At 40.6% G+C, this 18,419-nt stretch carries 17 protein-coding genes, 1 tRNA gene, 2 rRNA genes, 1 other RNA gene, 1 pseudogene and 1 other annotated feature; of the genes and pseudogenes, 6 read left to right on the top strand and 16 right to left on the bottom strand.

Features of this window, described 5'->3' with window-relative positions; translation table 11 throughout:
* The 8 genes from C6348_RS18720 to tadA form a co-directional block, all read right to left on the bottom strand.
* Positions 1 to 130: ribosomal RNA gene (locus C6348_RS18720) — 16S ribosomal RNA — on the bottom strand; the annotation flags it as partial.
* 277 nt (positions 131 to 407) lie between these two features.
* Complete coding sequence (locus tag C6348_RS18715; protein ID WP_008342006.1) at positions 408 to 671, bottom strand: pro-sigmaK processing inhibitor BofA family protein; 264 nt, start codon at positions 669 to 671, stop codon at positions 408 to 410.
* A 66-nt stretch (positions 672 to 737) separates the two neighbouring features.
* On the bottom strand, positions 738 to 962 hold the full coding sequence (locus C6348_RS18710; RefSeq protein WP_003218088.1) for a YaaL family protein: 225 nt from the start codon (positions 960 to 962) through the stop codon (positions 738 to 740).
* An 18-nt stretch (positions 963 to 980) separates the two neighbouring features.
* Positions 981 to 1,577 carry a recombination protein RecR gene (gene recR / locus C6348_RS18705; RefSeq protein WP_003218094.1) on the bottom strand — a complete coding sequence of 199 codons (597 nt, stop codon included), beginning with the start codon at positions 1,575 to 1,577 and terminating at the stop codon, positions 981 to 983.
* 15 nt (positions 1,578 to 1,592) lie between these two features.
* On the bottom strand, positions 1,593 to 1,916 hold the full coding sequence (locus C6348_RS18700) for a YbaB/EbfC family nucleoid-associated protein (protein WP_008342011.1): 324 nt from the start codon (positions 1,914 to 1,916) through the stop codon (positions 1,593 to 1,595).
* 26 nt (positions 1,917 to 1,942) lie between these two features.
* Entirely contained in the window at positions 1,943 to 3,655 is a 1,713-nt protein-coding gene (gene dnaX, locus C6348_RS18695) for a DNA polymerase III subunit gamma/tau (protein WP_106043954.1), read from the bottom strand.
* A 330-nt stretch (positions 3,656 to 3,985) separates the two neighbouring features.
* Positions 3,986 to 4,250: signal recognition particle sRNA large type (ffs, locus tag C6348_RS18690), an RNA gene on the bottom strand.
* A 76-nt stretch (positions 4,251 to 4,326) separates the two neighbouring features.
* Positions 4,327 to 4,803, bottom strand: a complete 477-nt coding sequence (gene tadA, locus C6348_RS18685) for a tRNA adenosine(34) deaminase TadA (protein ID WP_003218102.1) — start codon at positions 4,801 to 4,803, stop codon at positions 4,327 to 4,329.
* Positions 4,804 to 4,882: 79 nt separating this feature from the next.
* Here tadA and C6348_RS18680 point away from each other — a divergent pair, with 79 nt between their 5' ends.
* From C6348_RS18680 to C6348_RS18665, 4 genes are all read left to right on the top strand, one after another.
* Positions 4,883 to 5,437, top strand: coding sequence for a cysteine hydrolase family protein (locus C6348_RS18680; protein WP_106043953.1), 555 nt, complete (start codon positions 4,883 to 4,885; stop codon positions 5,435 to 5,437).
* Between the two features lie 99 nt (positions 5,438 to 5,536).
* Entirely contained in the window at positions 5,537 to 6,784 is a 1,248-nt protein-coding gene (locus C6348_RS18675) for a glycosyl hydrolase family 18 protein (RefSeq protein WP_411266094.1), read from the top strand.
* 79 nt (positions 6,785 to 6,863) lie between these two features.
* Positions 6,864 to 7,487 carry a deoxynucleoside kinase gene (locus C6348_RS18670; protein ID WP_034666096.1) on the top strand — a complete coding sequence of 208 codons (624 nt, stop codon included), beginning with the start codon at positions 6,864 to 6,866 and terminating at the stop codon, positions 7,485 to 7,487.
* Positions 7,484 to 8,143 (top strand): deoxynucleoside kinase, encoded by a 660-nt coding sequence (locus C6348_RS18665; protein ID WP_106043952.1) that lies wholly within the window; start codon positions 7,484 to 7,486, stop codon positions 8,141 to 8,143. The genes C6348_RS18670 and C6348_RS18665 overlap by 4 nt, the downstream gene beginning before the upstream one ends.
* A gap of 89 nt (positions 8,144 to 8,232) precedes the next feature.
* On the opposite strand, the gene C6348_RS18660 is transcribed toward C6348_RS18665, so the two are convergent.
* From C6348_RS18660 to pdxS, 5 genes and pseudogenes are all read right to left on the bottom strand, one after another.
* A tRNA-Ser gene (locus C6348_RS18660) sits at positions 8,233 to 8,325 on the bottom strand.
* 129 nt (positions 8,326 to 8,454) lie between these two features.
* Positions 8,455 to 8,790 (bottom strand): annotated as a pseudogene (locus C6348_RS19335) (methyl-accepting chemotaxis protein); the annotation flags it as partial.
* A gap of 596 nt (positions 8,791 to 9,386) precedes the next feature.
* Positions 9,387 to 10,661, bottom strand: a complete 1,275-nt coding sequence (gene serS / locus C6348_RS18650) for a serine--tRNA ligase (protein WP_106043951.1) — start codon at positions 10,659 to 10,661, stop codon at positions 9,387 to 9,389.
* A 49-nt stretch (positions 10,662 to 10,710) separates the two neighbouring features.
* Positions 10,711 to 10,927, bottom strand: a binding site (T-box leader).
* A 53-nt stretch (positions 10,928 to 10,980) separates the two neighbouring features.
* Positions 10,981 to 11,571 (bottom strand): pyridoxal 5'-phosphate synthase glutaminase subunit PdxT, encoded by a 591-nt coding sequence (pdxT, locus tag C6348_RS18645; RefSeq protein ID WP_034666104.1) that lies wholly within the window; start codon positions 11,569 to 11,571, stop codon positions 10,981 to 10,983.
* 20 nt (positions 11,572 to 11,591) lie between these two features.
* On the bottom strand, positions 11,592 to 12,476 hold the full coding sequence (gene pdxS, locus C6348_RS18640; RefSeq protein ID WP_034666107.1) for a pyridoxal 5'-phosphate synthase lyase subunit PdxS: 885 nt from the start codon (positions 12,474 to 12,476) through the stop codon (positions 11,592 to 11,594).
* Positions 12,477 to 12,721: 245 nt separating this feature from the next.
* On the opposite strand from pdxS, the gene pdxR reads away from it, so the two are divergent.
* Entirely contained in the window at positions 12,722 to 14,200 is a 1,479-nt protein-coding gene (gene pdxR / locus C6348_RS18635) for a MocR-like pyridoxine biosynthesis transcription factor PdxR (RefSeq protein ID WP_034666110.1), read from the top strand.
* Positions 14,201 to 14,242: 42 nt separating this feature from the next.
* Here the strand turns inward: pdxR and C6348_RS18630 are convergent, their stop codons facing one another.
* Both C6348_RS18630 and guaB read right to left on the bottom strand, forming a co-directional pair.
* Positions 14,243 to 15,568: a D-alanyl-D-alanine carboxypeptidase family protein gene (locus C6348_RS18630; RefSeq protein WP_106031971.1), complete on the bottom strand. Its 1,326-nt coding sequence runs from the start codon at positions 15,566 to 15,568 to the stop codon at positions 14,243 to 14,245.
* A gap of 160 nt (positions 15,569 to 15,728) precedes the next feature.
* A complete protein-coding gene (guaB, locus tag C6348_RS18625; protein WP_066031457.1) occupies positions 15,729 to 17,195 on the bottom strand; it encodes an IMP dehydrogenase in 1,467 nt (488 codons plus the stop codon).
* 121 nt (positions 17,196 to 17,316) lie between these two features.
* Here guaB and C6348_RS18620 point away from each other — a divergent pair, with 121 nt between their 5' ends.
* Positions 17,317 to 18,285 carry a YaaC family protein gene (locus tag C6348_RS18620; protein WP_060595635.1) on the top strand — a complete coding sequence of 323 codons (969 nt, stop codon included), beginning with the start codon at positions 17,317 to 17,319 and terminating at the stop codon, positions 18,283 to 18,285.
* An 11-nt stretch (positions 18,286 to 18,296) separates the two neighbouring features.
* On the opposite strand, the gene rrf is transcribed toward C6348_RS18620, so the two are convergent.
* Positions 18,297 to 18,412: ribosomal RNA gene (gene rrf / locus C6348_RS18615) — 5S ribosomal RNA — on the bottom strand.
* Positions 18,413 to 18,419: the final 7 nt, after the last annotated feature.

Genomic DNA, 18,419 nt, shown 5'->3' with positions numbered 1-18,419 from the left:
AGGTTACCCACGTGTTACTCACCCGTCCGCCGCTAACATCCGGGAGCAAGCTCCCTTCTGTCCGCTCGACTTGCATGTATTAGGCACGCCGCCAGCGTTCGTCCTGAGCCAGGATCAAACTCTCCGAAAAAGTACAAAACCGAAGTTTTGTTTTTCGTCAGCGTTTGACTGACTACCTATGATGTTTCATAGGATTTTTTTATAAAAAACTCGAATTAACAGGTACGTTTTGTCTTGTTTAGTTTTCAAAGAACTTGTTTATCGCTTCAGAAGCGACTAGAACATCATACCATATTTAAATTGTTAATGTCAACAACTTTTTTGTTATAATGTTTTTTCGTTTCTTCGTCATCAGCGACGTATATTAATTTACCACCATACAGGATCAAAGTCAACAATATTTCTCATTAAATAATAAATTTTTCAATTACGACTAAAGCTGCTACGCCTGGGATGCCCAATAAACCACTGATTCCACTCGTTACAGGGTTAATAGAGACATGTAATCCTAGACTCTCTCCAAATAGATTGAGGCAAAATAAAAAAAGAGCACCTGCCACAAACTTTACTCCGATCAGCCCTAACCATTTGAAGGGGTTCGCTTGAACACCTGACATAAACAACAATAGTACAGCTAGCAAAATTGACCCGATCACAATAACAGGTTCCATAATCCTCTCATCTCCTCTTCATATGAATAGTACAAGCATATGAGAGGACTATGTAAAATAGACCTGCTATCTCCAGTTGTTTAAACGTAAATTCCTCTTTTTCGCTTCTCTTAGATAGAAAAAGTACTTCGCTTGAGCAAGCTTTAATTCGAATAGAATGTCCGGTGAAGGCTCAACGCTATTTGCGACAAGCTTTTTTTGTCTGTTCCATTCTTCCTTTTGCTTAAAAAGCTGTTGAATTAATTTCTCATCGAATTCTTTTCGAATTGATTTTCTGCGAAGAAAACCCATGTACCGTACTTCTCCTTCCTACATCTCACGTCTGCCTTCTAGAGCTTTAGACAGTGTGACTTCATCCGCATACTCTAAGTCTCCACCTACTGGAAGTCCGTGAGCAATGCGAGAGAGTTTAATTCCTGATGGTTTCAACAGTCTAGAGATATACATGGCTGTAGCCTCTCCTTCAATGTTTGGATTGGTTGCAAGGATCACCTCTGTCACTTGATCGTCTTGCAATCTTTTTAACAGGTCAGGAATTTTAATATCCTCTGGGCCAATTCCGTCCATCGGTGAAATGGCACCATGAAGCACATGGTATAAGCCGTTGTATTCTTTCATCTTTTCCATTGCGATCACATCTTTTGGGTCTTGCACTACACAGATAACAGATTGATCTCTTCTTGTATCTTCACAAATATAGCAAGGATCTTGGTCTGTGATATGGCCGCATACCGAACAATAAGTTAAATTACGCTTTGCATTAACAAGCGCCTTCGCGAAATCTAGTACGACATCTTCCTGCATACTAAGAACAAAAAAAGCCAGACGAACCGCAGTTTTCGGTCCGATTCCTGGCAATTTCATAAAGCTGTCAATCAGCTTTGATATTGGTTCAGGATATTGCATCTTCAGTTATTCCTCCTAGAATAAACCTGGCATGTTCATTCCTTTTGTGAATTGACCCATTGTTTCATTCGTTAACTCATCGACTTTTTTCAATGCGTCGTTTGTTGCTGCAAGTACAAGATCTTGAAGCATATCGATATCTTCTGGATCAACAACTTCTTCATTGATTGCTACATCAACAACTTCTTTTTGTCCATTTACTTTTACAGTGACCATACCGCCACCCGCTGTACCTTCAAGGACTTTTTCTGCAAGCTCTTCTTGAGCCTTAGCCATATCCTTTTGCATTTTTTGCATTTGTTTCATCATTTTTTGCATATTTCCCATTCCACCGCGCATATGAACACCACTCTCTTTCATTTTTATTAATCTTTAATTTCAATTAAATCGTTTCCTACTAACTTCTTTGCTTCTGCAATCAATGGATCCTCTTCAGCAGAAGTCCCCTGATCATCTGCCTGTTCATCCGGCTGATGATCTCTTAAAAATTCTTCTCTTATTTTACCCCATTGAGCGTCAGGAACGCCAACTAATTCCACTCTTTTTCCTAACATAGACTCTAATAGCTGCTCAAGGTTGGTTCGAACACCGCTTTTATCTTCGGCAACCATTTTACAGTGTATTTCAAACTTGAATTTTAAAACAAAGGCATGAGAAGCAGCAGCAACTGGTTCACTATCCGTTAATAGCGCAGCATGAGACACCTTATTCTGCTGTTTCAAGTGGGCAAGGAGTTCTCCCCATTTACCTTTAATTTTTTCTAGCTCTGGACGTTTTGCTTCTTTTAGAATCTCGTGAATTCGGCCGACAGGTGCACGGTATCCATTTTTGTTACTCGTTTGTGGTCGAGGTGCTTCCTTTTTTTCTTGAGGATGATGAGAGTGAGACATTGGCACACCCTCAGCTCTTATCCTCGATAGCTCCTGTTCCAACCTGTCTATTTTATCCGTTAGCGCCGTTAAATCAGCGTTAGCATGAGCTTGTGTTATTCCAGCCGTTGATTGACATAGCTTGACAACAGCTACCTCAAAGAAAATCCTTGGATGATTCGTCCATTTCATTTCTTGGTGGCTTTTATTCAGCACTTCAATTGTTTCATATAGAAATTGAGGTGTCACACGATCCGAAAGCGTCACGAAATTTTCATCGACCTTTACCTTTTCAAGAACCCCCTCCAGATCCGGTGCCGTTTTATAAAGCAGCATATCTCTAAAGTAAAAGATCATGTCCTCTATTAATTTAGCAGCATCTTTCCCCTGCTGAAGTAATTCATTTAAGGTATCTAACGCTACAGCAATATTTTGATCAAAAATTGCTTCGGCTAGCTGACTAATGAAATGCTGAGAAACAGCTCCTGTAATGAGCAGCGCATCATCAATTGTCAGCTGCTCACCACTAAATGAGATCGCTTGATCTAAGAGGCTTAGTGCATCACGCATACCGCCATCTGCTGCACTAGCGATAATCTCGAGCGAGCCCTCTTGTACATTTAGGCTTTCTGCATCTACAATTTTCTTCATTCTTCCAACAATATCTTTTGTCGTGATTCGTTTAAAATCAAATCTCTGACAACGGGATATGATGGTAAGAGGAATCTTATGAGGCTCTGTGGTAGCCAAAATAAAGATACAATGAGCAGGCGGCTCCTCTAACGTTTTAAGGAGGGCATTAAATGCCCCGATAGAGAGCATATGTACTTCATCTATAATATAAACCTTATATGTAACCGCCGAAGGAGCAAATTTCACTTTATCACGTATATCACGGATTTCATCTACCCCGTTGTTTGAGGCAGCATCTATTTCAATCACGTCTGAAATCGAGCCGTTTGTAATCCCTTTACAGGCATCACATTCATTACAAGGTTCACTCACAGGTGACTTTTCACAGTTCACTGCCTTCGCAAAGATTTTGGCAGCACTTGTTTTACCTGTCCCTCTAGGACCTGAAAATAAGTAAGCATGAGAAAACTTCTTCTGCAAAAGGGCATTTTGCAACGTTTTTGTGATGTGTTCTTGTCCAACAACATCCTCAAAAACTTGAGGTCTGAACACTCGATATAAAGCTTGATAACTCACAAATACGCCCTCCTCCATTTATCATCATCTTCATTATACATGATGCACCGATCAATTCAAAAGCACACCTTTATTTTCTAATAAGCGAAAATGATGATTTCAACTATAGATTTTCTACTTTTTATGAATCAAAAACGTGTTTTCTAGATTTTCGAATTGTTCTGCAACACCATGGAGAACTTTTGTTCCTATTGTGATTAATGAAAAAACAAAAAGACTCTAAAAAGGTTTTTTGCCTATTTGTATAAACAAAGCAGCTGAGCTATTCTTTAAACAGCAACAAAAAACTCACCTAGATTAACTAGATGAGTTACATTTAATATTGATTTACCGTGCACCTTCTGTCGATTCGCTACCCCAAGCGTTACTTAAACAGTTAGCTCGGCCCAGGCAACCCTGCGGCACATGAGAGGTTTCACTTAATGCTGCTTCCTTCCGGACCTGACATGGTTCATGAATTCCCATTGCGCAGGACCCAGACGTCAACACCACTTATTTAAGGCAGACCTTGAAGTAAACGAACCTTGAGAAGGGATTCGGCCTCGCTAGAGCGGATTGCGAGTACAGGGCACCGCTACCTCCCCGCTTAGCACGGCAAAATGAATATTAAATTGTTAGTGACGCAGACATAAGTATACCTTCTTATAGCCGAAATTGCAAACGACATCCATTCATTTACTTTTGGCTTGTTTCTTTCGCTGACGGAGATTTCGGAAGAACTGACTTAACAGCTCACCGCACTCATTTTCAAGTACACCACCAATGACTTCAGACTGATGATTGAACCGTTCATCATCCAGTAAATTCATTAAAGTACCTGCACATCCACCTTTTGGATCGTATGCACCGAAAACGACCTTTTTCACTCTAGAAAGGACAATCGCTCCCGCACACATAGGACACGGTTCAAGCGTCACATAAAGTACAGCATCTTCTAAACGCCAGCTTCCAGTCGTTTTACACGCTTCATCAATAGCAAGTAATTCTGCATGTGCAATTGAACGCTGCTCTGTTTCCCTTAAATTATGAGCGCGGCTCACAATTTGGTCATCAACAACGATGATGGCACCGATTGGTACTTCTCCTATTTGTTCTGCTTTTAAGGCTTCAGAAATAGCTTCTTGCATAAACTGTTCATCTCTCGTCATAGCACGGCTCTCTTTTCATGTTTTTTAAAAGGATATTGAGGTTAACATATTAGCACAATCTTTTAAAGGGGGTCTTACTTTGTCAAAGCACCAAAAGGCACTGCTTATTATCGACATGATTAATAATTTTGATTTTGAAATGGGACATGTGCTCGCTAATAAAACAGAGCAAATGACCAATAAGATTTTAGCTCTTAAAGATCATGCTTTCAAGGAAAATTGGCCGATCATCTATATCAATGACCACTATGGTCTCTGGAAGGCTGATATTCAAGCTGTGATGGAAACATGCAAAAACGAAAGAAGCGCCCCTATTTTAGAGAAAATGGCACCATCTAAAGATGATTACTTCTTAATTAAACCGAAGCATTCGGCCTTCTACGGAACTGCACTAGAAACACTCTTAAATGAATTAGGTGTACAAGACATCATTTTGACTGGGATTGCAGGAAACATTTGCGTTCTGTTCACTGCAAATGACGCATACATGCGAGAATACAACCTAATTGTACCTAAAGATTGTATCGCATCAAATGACGACAGAGATAACGAATATGCTTTAACGATGATGGAGAACGTTCTACTAGCAAAAATCACCACTGCTAAAGAGATCACGAATGAAAATCAAACATGATTTATCCATAACCCTCATAAATTGTTAGCAATAACAAAGGGGGCGTTGACTATTCAAATTTATGTTGTCAAAAGAGGAGATACTTTAAACGAAATTGCCATGCGTTTTAAAACAACAGTCAATGAAATCATCCGTACCAACGATATTGAAACACCAAATCAACTCGTCATTGGACAAACAATTGTCATTCCAATTAGAGGACAATTTTATGAGGTCAAACAAAATGACACACTTTATCAAATTGGAAGACGATTTCGAATTTCAGTGGAGGAGTTGGCACGTGTGAATAGAATTCGGCCTGAAGCGATACTACCTATTCGCTTCTTGCTCTATATTCCTCAAAGACCGAAAAGGAACATTAATTCGAATGCTTACATTGAACCAAGGGGAAATCAAGTCAGTGAAAACTTAAAACAAGCAGCTAGAGAGGCCTCTCCATATTTAACCCATTTAGGCGCCTTTAGTTTCCAAGCGCAAAGAGACGGAACACTGAAAGAACCACCGTTAGATCAGCTACCTCAAATAGCCGCTCAGAGCAGAACCGTTTTATCTATGGTAGTGACAAACCTAGAGAATGAAAAATTCAGTGATGAACTTGGGCGAATTCTTTTAAATAACCAATCTGTCAAAACCACATTTTTAAATGAAATCGTTCGTGTTGCTAAAAAGTATCAATTAAAAGAAATCCATTTTGATTTTGAATATTTACGTCCTGCTGATAAAGATGCTTACATTCAATTTTTAAGAGAGGCAACAACCCGCTTCCATCAAGAAGGATGGACAATATCTGTTGCACTTGCCCCTAAAACAAGTAGTCAGCAGAAGGGAAAATGGTATGAAGCTCATGACTATGAAGCCATCGGGAAGATCGTCGATCATGTTGTGTTAATGACCTATGAATGGGGATACAGCGGCGGCCCTGCACAAGCTGTCTCTCCCATTGGACCTGTCCGCCAAGTCATTGAATATGCACTGACCGTCATGCCGGCCAATAAAATTGTTATGGGGCAGAATTTATATGGCTATGATTGGACGCTTCCTTACGTCCAGGGCGGCCCCATTGCTAAAGCCGTCAGTCCTCAACAAGCGATTGCCATTGCTAGAAATAATAATGCCTCCATTCTATACGACGAAACAGCACAAGCACCTTATTTTCGTTACACAGATGCCACTAATAAAGTGCATGAGGTATGGTTCGAAGACGCTAGATCGATTCAAGCAAAGTTCAATCTCATCAAAGAGTTAAACTTGAACGGAATTGCTTATTGGAAATTAGGTCTATCCTTCCCACAAAATTGGCTCTTATTATCAGATCAATTTAATATTGAAAAAAGAACGACATCGTAACCCATTCGCTCTATCTCTCGGAAGGGGTATGGTACAATATACATTGGTTTGACAACTTTATAGATAGAGGAGAACGCCTATGTATCCTGCCCCTTTTATTGCAGTGGAAGGCCCAATTGGAGCCGGAAAAACAACTTTGGCTACAATGCTTGCGAAGGAATTTCAATTTCCTTTAGTAAAAGAGATTGTAGAAGAAAATCCATTCTTAGATAAATTTTATGAAGATATGGAACAATGGAGCTTTCAGCTTGAGATGTTCTTTTTATGCAATCGGGTCAAACAGTTAGAATCTATTGAAGAAAACTATGTGAGTCAACAGCAGCCGATTGTCACTGATTATCATGTCTATAAAAATATGATATTTGCAGAAAGAACATTATCAAAAAAGCACATGGATAAATACAGAAAGATCTATCACCTGCTAACAGATGATCTGCCTAAACCAAATGCCATAATCTATATAAAAGCCAGCCTTCCTACCTTACTTGAAAGAATACAGATGAGAGGACGCTCTTTTGAAGAAGACATCGACCCAGCTTATTTAAAAACACTCATTGAAGATTATGAACTGGCCATTGAACATTTAAAACAGACTGACCCAGGGCTTCCTATCATTACAATTGAAGGAGATCATACAGACTTCGTTTCCTCACAGCAAGATTACCAGCAAATTGTACAGAACATAAAGGAGCAAGTACTATGAACAATATCGAAATACCAAAGGATGCAGTGATCACAATCGCCGGGACTGTTGGTGTCGGAAAATCAACTATGACTAAAACGATAGCGGACAAGCTAGGCTTTCAAACCTCTCTTGAAAAAGTAGATGATAACCCATACTTAGAGCCCTTTTATTCAGATTTCCAAAGATGGAGCTTCCATTTACAGGTCTATTTCCTAGCTGAGCGTTTTAAGGAGCAAAAGCGGATTTTTGAATCTGGTGGAGGATATGTGCAAGATCGTTCAATTTATGAGGACACAGGCATTTTCGCGAAAATGCATGCGGACAAAGGTACGATGTCTGAAGTAGATTATGAAACGTATACGAGTCTATTCGAGGCGATGGTGATGACACCTTACTTCCCTCACCCTGATGTTCTCATCTATTTACACGGGGATTTAGATCATATTTTGAATCGTATTGAAGAACGCGGCAGAGAGATGGAAACTCAAACTGATCGAGCCTATTGGGAAGAAATGTACACTCGATATACGGAATGGATCGAACACTTCGATTTATGCCCAGTGATTAAAATTAACATTGAAGATTACGACTTACTTCATGATGAAAGCTCACTTGAACCCATTCTTCATGAAATTGCTTCTGTTATACAAAAAAATCGCTCTAAAACAAAATAAAAAAAACCGCTGCATTTCGCGAATGCAGCGGTTTGACAATTCCAATTTTTATGCTTGCGTTTTAATTCAACTAAGGTAAAAAATCAATATGGCGGAGGAAGAGGGATTCGAACCCCCGCGGGCTTTGACACCCCTGTCGGTTTTCAAGACCGATCCCTTCAGCCGGACTTGGGTATTCCTCCGTATCGACAAGAATTAATATACCATATCATTTTAATTCAAGTCAACATCTTTCCGAAAAAATTTTCAATAAGTTGTTTTGGTATGAGAATCTGCCCATAAAAAAGCAGCCATTAACGGCTGCTCTTGATCTATTTTGTATCCTGTCTAATCTCTTCAATAAACTGATTCATCTCTTCTTTAAACTCATTTAATGATTCAATAATTTTCGTAAAGTCTGTCACTTGTTTGGCTTGTTCATTTGTTGAGCTGCTGATTTGTGAGATGTTTTCAGACAAAGTGCTAATACTGTCTTGGATTTCCTTTAAGAAGGTATTAATGGTTTCAGCCGCTTCCTTTGAGCCATCTGATAATTTACGAACTTCATCAGCTACGACAGCAAACCCTTTTCCATTCTCGCCTGCTCTTGCTGCTTCAATTGCAGCATTTAGACCTAGCAAGTTTGTTTGTCTAGCGATCCCGCCAATGGTTTTGACGACTTCTTCAATATTTGCAGATTTCTCTTCCGCTCTTCCTGCCTGTTCGCTTATTTCTAAACTTGTGGCAGCCAGCTCTTGTGAATGCGCAGCAATTTGCTCGATTCCACCTTGGAGTTCTTTCGCTACATCATTGATATGCTCCATATAACCGCTTAATTTCTTTTCACGATGATGTGAAAATGCCACTAAAAAAGATCCAATTACTTTTCTATCTTCATCAAAAATCGGGTAACCTTTTACTGCAATTTCATAACCATATAAAGACTCTGGTAAATGACCGTCATATTCTTGTCCTCTTAATGTCGTCGCCACGTTTTGGTCTTCTGGGTTCAATGGGTCCCCAACTTTCACGCCAAAATCTATTGTGTTAGACGGGTAGTAACAAAGCACCTTCTCTGTATCAGTGATGCCGAAAAGAATACTTTCATCTAGAACTTTTCTAATTAATTGAGCCATTTCAACATAATAGTCAAGCCTATTCAAGGTTATTCCTTCTTTCCTAGAAGCTTTTATTTTTTTATCGGCTAAATTTAGGAAAACTGTAGGACTTTTGGTAAAAAGAAATAAGATGCCATAGCGGCATCTTATTTCATCACTTCTTTATTTCCCATATAAGGACGCAGTACTTCAGGAATAATTACTGTGCCGTCCTCTTGTTGATAGTTTTCTAAAATGGCCGCCACGGTTCTCCCTACTGCTAAACCAGATCCATTTAACGTGTGGACATGCTCTGGCTTCGCTTTAGGCTCTGGTCGGAATCGAATGTTTGCGCGTCTTGCTTGGAATGCTTCGAAGTTACTGCAAGAAGAAATTTCACGATACGTATTTTGGCTCGGAATCCATACTTCGATGTCGTATTTCTTCGCAGCCGTGAAGCCTAAATCTCCCGTACACATGCTCATGACACGGTATGGCAGGTTTAATAGCTGAAGGACTTTTTCTGCTTGATTTGTTAGTTTCTCTAATTCTTCATAAGAATCTTCTGGTCTGACAAATTTCACGAGCTCTACCTTATTAAATTGATGCTGACGGATGAGTCCGCGTGTATCTCTTCCGGCAGATCCAGCCTCTGATCTAAAGCAAGCACTGAATGCTGCATAATTGATTGGCAGCTGTTCCCCTTCAAGGATTTCGTCACGGTGCATGTTGGTAATCGGCACTTCAGCTGTTGGAATGAGGAAATAATCTTCTTCTCGGATTTTAAAGGCATCCTCTTCGAATTTTGGAAGCTGCCCAGTCCCTGTCATGCTAGCTCTATTGACCATGTAAGGTGGGAGCACTTCAGTAAAACCAAACTCATCGACATGTAGATCGAGCATAAAGTTATATAGTGCGCGCTCTAAGCGTGCGCCAAGCCCTTTATAAAAAACGAATCGGCTTCCTGTGACTTTTCCTGCGCGTTCAAAATCAAGAATGTTTAGCTCATCCGCTACATCCCAATGTGGTTTTGGCTCAAAGGAGAAGGCCGGCTGTTCGCCCCATTTTCTCACTTCCACGTTGTCATCTTCTGTTTCCCCAACCGGTACAGTGTCATGAGGGATATTCGGAATAGAGAAGAGGATGTGCTGCAAGCTTTCTTCTACTGTTCTTAGCTCATCATCCAGCTTTTTAATCTCATCTCCTACCTCACGCATTTCTTGAATAATGTGATCGGCATCTTTCTTTTCTCTTTTTAGAACGGCCACTTGCTGTGATACTTCATTTCTTCGGCTCTTTAATTCTTCTGTTTTCCCGATTAGTTCTCTTCTTTTTTGATCCAGTTCACCAAACTTATCAAAATCCGCTAAATCTTCGCCTCGGTGTGCTAATTTTTCTTTGATTTGATCAAAGTCCGTGCGCAGTTGTTTAATATCCAGCATGTGTAACACTCCTTTTTTTATCGAAAAATAAAAAGAGCCCTCATCCCATGAAAGGGACGAGAGCTCTCGCGTTGCCACCCTGATTGAAAACATGCAGAAGCATGCTTTCCTCTTTCCTCTGTAACGGTATCACCGTAAATGCTTACTTCTCGTGTTTCAGCATTTCGCTCAAGGATGGATTCAGACTGCATCTTTCACCGATTCGCACCAACCATCGGCTCTCTGAGAAAGAGGGGCTTCTTACTATTTCCCGTCAACGCTTTTTCGATCTTTGATTGTGATTTTAATGTACTATAAGTTTTATCTCTTTTCAACCGTTTTATACAGCGAGCTTCGTTTTGTAAGACTTCACCATTTCAACAAACAGCTGTGTTAACCGATGATCGTCTGTCAGCTCTGGATGAAAAGAACAGCCTAAGATATTGTTTTCTTTCGCCATCACAATCCTGCCATCATATTCAGCCATGATTTCTACGCTCACATCTGCGCTGATGATATGAGGCGCACGGATGAACACCCCTGTAAACGGCGCATCCAGCCCTTTTACTTCTAGATCTGCTTCAAAGCTGTCTACCTGTCTGCCAAATGAATTCCGTGCAACTGATACATTTAACAATCCAAGATGAGCATCTTCTCGATCTTCTATATGCTTTGCGAGCATAATCAAACCGGCACATGTCCCAAAAATCGGTTTCCCTTCTGCAGCGAACGCTTTAATCGGTTCAATGAATTGGTACGTATCCATGAGTCTCCTCATCGTCGTGCTTTCTCCACCAGGGATAATAAGACCGTCAACGGATGCTAGCTCTTCTGCTCGTTTAATGATCTTACCTTCTGCATCGCAGGCTTCAATCGATTGAATATGCTCTCTCACGGCTCCTTGAAGCCCTAGTACACCAATTGTTAGCATGTTCGTTTGCGCTCCCTTAATTACCAGCCACGCTCTTGCATACGCTCTTCTGGCAGTAGATTTGAGATTTCAATTCCTTTCATGGCTGTTCCAAGCTCTTTTGAAAGTTCTGCAATGAGACGGTAATCTGTGAAGTGAGTTGTTGCTTCAACAATCGCTTTTGCAAATTTCGCCGGATTGTCTGATTTAAAAATACCAGATCCAACAAATACACCGTCTGCTCCAAGCTGCATCATTAACGCAGCATCTGCTGGTGTCGCAACGCCTCCAGCTGCAAAGTTAACAACTGGGAGCTTTCCGTCTTTTTTGATTTGAAGCAATAATTCATAAGGTGCTCCTAGGTTCTTGGCTTCTGTCATCAGTTCATCTTCACTCATTGCTGCTACTTTACGAATCTGAGCATTGACCTTTCTCATATGACGGACAGCTTCTACAATGTTGCCTGTCCCAGGTTCCCCTTTCGTACGAAGCATCGAAGCGCCTTCTGCGATACGGCGGGTTGCTTCACCTAAGTCACGGCAACCACAGACAAAAGGTACTGTGTATTCATTTTTATTTAAATGGAATTCCTCATCTGCGGGCGTCAGCACTTCACTCTCATCGATATAATCAACACCAAGTGCTTCAAGAACACGAGCCTCGACAATGTGGCCGATACGTGCCTTTGCCATGACTGGAATCGTTACTGCATTTTGTACTTCCTCTACGATTCTTGGGTCTGCCATACGGGCTACACCGCCGGCTGCACGGATATCAGCTGGTACTCGTTCTAGTGCCATAACTGCCACCGCACCTGCTTCTTCTGCGATCTTTGCCTGCTCAGCATTGACGACATCCATAATGACGCCACCCTTTTGCATTTCTGCCATTCCACGTTTCACTCGTTCAGTTCCCTTATTGCTCACAATAGTTTCCTCCCATTTGTCAATTCGATTGATTTACCTCTTTATCATACAAGCGAGACAGTATAACAATAAAGAGAATAGTATAACAATTCAATCAGCCGACAAAAAAGCCTAAACCCTTGTATATAAACGATTTCTGGCTAAAAATAAGTCGTTTTTTCTTTGAAGTGTGATTTACATGCTATAATGCAACTATAACAATTCAAATTCATGTATAACAATTTTGCACTCAATGGAGGTTTCTCATGCATATTGATATCCATCGACATTCTGATACATCTCTTTCGAATCAGATTTACTTTTCGATCATTGATCATATCCAATCGGGTTTGCTTCAGCAGGGAGATAAGCTGCCAACTGTACGTGATTTAGCAAAGCAGCTGAATGTGAGTCTTGTCACGGCAGCAAAGGCATACACACGGCTGAAGGACGACGGATATTTAACGACTGTGCAAGGTAAAGGGACGTTTGTGGATGAGCTGCAAAAGCAGTCAGATATTCCGGTTCCGTCATCTACCTCTTTTGATTGGCAGTTATCCATTCCGGATTATTTACCTCGGTCTCAATTTGCTCAGTATCACTATGTCGAAGAAGCGATCAACCTTTCTTCCTCTATGATTGATCCAGGGCTTTTGCCAAACCGGTATTTAGAAAAAGAAATGCAGCACGTACTAGCCAGACATCCTCAAATCATGTCGAAGTATGGGGAAATTCAAGGGGATCTTCAGCTTAGGCAAGTCATTCAGTCTTTTTTAGAAAAGCTGGGTGTGCCTTCTACTCCTGAAAATATCCTTGTAACTAGTGGTTCTCAGCAAGGGCTTGATTTGGTCGCACGTGCGTTTATCGGTCCTGATGATGTAGTTGTCATGGAAGCACCGACTTATCCAGGCGCCATTGATGTCTTTATGGGCAGAGGGGCAAGAATTATTACAGTCCCTGTTGATCATGAAGGCATGAACATGAAGCAGCTTCAAAGCATTTGTGATAAATATAAACCAAAGCTCATCTACACGATTCCTACTTTTCACAGTCCGACAGGGGCCAGTATGTCAATGAAACGCAGAAAACAACTTCTCTTACTGGCTCAAAGTATTGATTGTCTCATTGTAGAGGATGATCCTTATCGTGAGCTTTATTTCGAAAAGAAGCCGCCAGCACCTATCAAAAGTCTTGATCATGATGGACACGTCATTTATTTGCGAGGATTAAGTAAAACACTGGCTCCAGGATGCAGAATTGGGATTATCACCGCCTCAGGCTCGATATTTAATCGTTTATTAGCTGCAAAGGCCAATAATGATTTAGGCAGCCCTCTTCTCACACAAAAAGCCATTCTGCCATTTCTGACTTCGAAGAAGATGATTGATCATACGAAAAAGCTGAGAACCGCCTTGAAGGTGAGACGTGATTTAATGATAGATGTATTAACGAAGCATGCACCAAAAGATGTGACGTGGCAAATCCCTCAGGGCGGGCTCAATTTATGGCTTAGCTTTCCTTCCTGGGTCGATACACGTGCACTGCTGCATGAGGCACGTAAGCAGCAAATTACCTTTCTGCCTGGCTCTGTGTGCTATCCTGGAGAGCCGAAGCAAAACTATATCCGCCTCAGCTTTTCTTATGTGAATGAAAAGGCACTGACCGAGGGCGTGGAAAAGTTATGTGGTATTTTTCAGCAAGCCTTGTCCACTCCTCAAAATCAAAAACAATCACTTTTCTTTTAACGATAAAAAAACTGCTCTCTATGCATAGAGAGCAGTTTTTTATTAGAACCAACCTTTTACTGTGTCAACGATTCCGCCCCAAATGCCAGCGAAGAATCCACCTACACTACGCATTGCAAGGATGAACCAGTTTGCTTTTTCATCGCCTGTTTTCGTTATAAGCTCAACACCTGATTGATCTTTATTCAAATAGCCGTAGTCCTTCTCATCACCAGAATAAGAAGTCGTCAGCATGCCAACCTTCGTTCCTTTTTTAATAGGAGCTTCTAGTTTCTTTTTCTCGATATTTACTTTTGCTTTAAAGCTCTTTTCGTCGCCATTTTTTACTGGCACAGAGAAAGCTTCTTTCGTGACGACAGGTACTTCTTTGTCTTTACCTTTATCGACTTCGATGTTTTCATGTCCTTTGATCTGTTGACCTTTTTTGTACATTTCTTTCATCGTGAAGTTTTTAAATGCATAGTCGAACAGTTTTTTCGCCACGTCGAAACGTGCTGTATGAAGATTACCTTTTGCATTCAAGATCACAGCGATGACACGCATGTCACCTTGTTTTGCGGTACCTGTGAAGCTAGAACCAGCTGAATCCGTAGAGCCTGTTTTCAGACCGTCTACACCTTCATATTCCTTCACAAGTCCTTTAAGCATGAAGTTCCAGTTAGGCATGTCCATTTCATCGTCTGTGCCTTCTCTGAACTTTGTTTTCGCTATACTTGATGTTTCAAGAATTTCTGGATGGTCTTTGATGAGATGCTGTGCAAGCAATGCCATATCTTTCGCAGATACTTCACTTTCTTCATCAGAACCTGTACCTTTTGGCTGTTTGCCATGTAAATCTTTATTTTCTAGTCCAGTTGCATTCACGAATTTGTAGTTAGTTAAACCAAGTTCTTTCGCTTTTGCGTTCATTTTTTCAACGAACTTCGATTCTGATCCAGCGATCACTTCTGCTAAGCCAATCGCTGCTGCATTTGCCGAATAAATAGCCGTTGCTTGATAAAGTTCTTTCACTGTATACGAGCCATCTTTTCTCAAAGGAACGTTTGATAAACTGCGGTCCTGAGAAATTTCGTATACATAATCATCTGGCGTATACGTTTGATCCCATTTCACTTTGCCTTCGGCAATCGCCTCTAGTAATAGATACTCTGTCATCATCTTTGCCATACTTGCAATAGGCAGTCTTTGTTCTGCGTTTTTACTATAAAGAATTTTACCTGTAGAAGCTTCAATTAGGATTGCTGCTTTCGCATTCACATTGAATGGATCTTCAGCTGCTTTTGCTTTGGACATTGGTGTAAATGCTGTCACAATCAATGCCAGTGCAAGGATAGAGACCATAAGCTGTTTCAACATCTTGCTGTTCAATCGTCATACCTCCGTATTCATCTTTTTTCGACGTATTTCATATATATTTAATCCACAAGGGCTTATTTCAACACAACAGTATAAATTTTATCACAATAAAGACAAAAAAAATAGACAGAGTCATAGACCCTGTCAAATGTAATTTGATTGTCACAATTTATCAAGAAATTGTGTAGTTTGGTGATTCTTTTGTAATTTGTACATCATGTGGATGACTCTCACGAAGTCCTGCACCAGTCATGCGAATGAACTGTGCGTCTTCTCTAAGTGCGCGTAAGTCCTGTGTTCCACAATAGCCCATACCAGAACGGATACCGCCAACTAGTTGATACACTGTATCAACGACTGGTCCTTTGTACGGTGTACGGCCTTCAATACCTTCTGGAACGAATTTTTTATTATCTTCTTGGAAGTAACGATCTTTACTTCCTTTTTCCATTGCAGCGACTGAACCCATACCGCGATAAACTTTGAAGCGTCTACCTTGGAAAATTTCTGTGTCTCCTGGGCTTTCAGATGTACCAGCTAGAAGGCTTCCAAGCATAACAGCATGTCCACCAGATGCTAGAGCTTTTACGATATCACCTGAATATTTAATTCCACCATCTGCAATAATAGCTTTACCATGTTTTCTTGCTTCTGTTGCACAGTCATAGATTGCTGTGATTTGTGGTACACCAACACCTGCAACAACACGTGTTGTACAAATAGACCCTGGTCCGATACCGACTTTCACAATATCTGCTCCTGCTTCAAATAATGCTTTAGTTGCTTCGGCTGTTGCAACATTACCAGCAATGATATTAAGAGAAGGATACGTTTCACGGATTTTCGATACAGTGTTAAGAACACCTTGTGAATGACCATGTGCAGTATCAATGACAACGACATCCACATTGGCTTCGACTAATTTTCTCACACGAGTCATTGTATCGCCAGTGACACCAACAGCGGCACCAACAATTAAACGGCCATGTGCATCTTTAGAGGAGTTAGGGAATTCGATCACTTTTTCAATATCTTTGATGGTGATGAGACCTTTTAACGTTCCTTCGTCATCTAAAAGAGGTAATTTTTCAATTTTATATTGCTGTAGGATTTTCTCAGCTTCTTCTAACGTCGTACCTACAGAAGCTGTCACAAGTTCCTCTTTTGTCATCACGTCGCTAATCTTCATTGAATAATCCGAAATAAAACGAAGGTCACGGTTCGTAATAATACCAACAAGCTTTTGATCTTCTTCGTTATTTACAATCGGTACACCTGAAATACGGTATTTACCCATTAGGTGCTCTGCATCAAATACTTGATGCTCAGGTGTTAAGAAGAATGGATTTGTAATAACGCCGCGCTCTGAACGTTTTACTTTATCCACTTGTTCTGCTTGTTGCTCAATAGACATGTTCTTATGAATGATACCAAGACCACCTTGACGTGCCATTGCAATCGCCATTTGTGATTCCGTCACCGTGTCCATTCCTGCACTGATAATTGGAATGTTTAGTTTTAATGTGCTTGTTAACTCAACTGATAAATCGACATCACGCGGAAGTACTTCAGACTTAGCTGGAACAAGCAAAACATCGTCAAACGTCAAACCTTCTTTTGAAAATTTACTTTCCCACATTAGTAAATCCCCCTCTTTTCGGCAAAATATTATATGTAGATTATCAACTAGGAAACAGCATGTCAAGGAAGCAACAAACAGTTGCAATTTTTAGAAAATATAAAGAGAGTTGAGGAAGAAGATGAAAAGTTCAGGATGGAAGGATTTAAAACGTTTTTACTCACTCGAAACTTCCCAAAAGTTTCTATATCAACAATATGAGAAACGAAGCATTCAAGATGCAAACCAGCAAGCCTATAAAAACTGTGAACGGTTTATTTACTTTTTAAAGCATGGCCATACGTTCTATGAACAGGCAGCTATCGCTCCACTCGAACTGAAGCCGATTTTATTGTTTTATGGAATGGCTCAGTTGCTAAAGGCATGTTTACTGACAGTTGATCCTCACTATCCTTCTCAAACCTCTGTTTTGGCCCACGGCGTAACATCGAGAAAGAGAAAGAAGCAGCACTACCGTTTTAGTGAAGATGAAGTGAAAATTCAGCGAAATGGACTATGCATGCATGTGTTAAAGCATCTATTTCATTTAAATGGTCTTGAAGATGAGCGATTTACGATGATTCATCTCCTTTCAAAGATACCTGAAATGAGTCATATTCTGGAGTTTCAAAAGCAGCCCTCGACATTAGTTAAAGTGGAAAAGGTTAATGGGATGATGATTCAAGATCATATTCCATTGCTTTATAACATGTCTGCTGAACGCTTTATTGAATACTTTGAGTTCCATACAAGTTGGAAACTCAAGCAAAGAGAAGCCAAAAAGCTGACGTTTGATGTAGCTCTAGAAGAAAATCCAGCGCTCGCTACTCATCTTCATTATGATTTAGAAATGGATCAATGGTTTATTCCGTCAACTCGTGATTCATTTTTAGGGATTCCTGAGATCATCAGCCATTACTTATTAATGTATAACCTCAGTATGATTGCCCGCTACGAAACTGAATGGTGGTACGAGCTGCTGTCTCAATACATTAGTGATGATTACGTCATGATTGAACGCTACATGGAGATTGCCGAAGAGAAGTTCCCAGCTTATATCATGATGCTGTTAGAAGAAAATACAAAAAAGACCAGTTCCGTATGGAACTGATCCTTAGAAAAGCTTGGCGGCGTCCTACTCTCACAGGGGGAGACCCCCAACTACCATCGGCGCTGAAGAGCTTAACTTCCGTGTTCGGTATGGGAACGGGTGTGACCTCTTCGCTATCGCCACCAAACCTGATG

It is taken from the genome of Bacillus sp. YBWC18, from assembly GCF_002998775.1.
Taxonomy (GTDB): Bacteria; Bacillota; Bacilli; order Bacillales; family Bacillaceae; genus Bacillus.
Note: the sequence above shows the minus strand (reverse complement) of the source record. Positions and strands in the feature narration are given on the sequence as shown.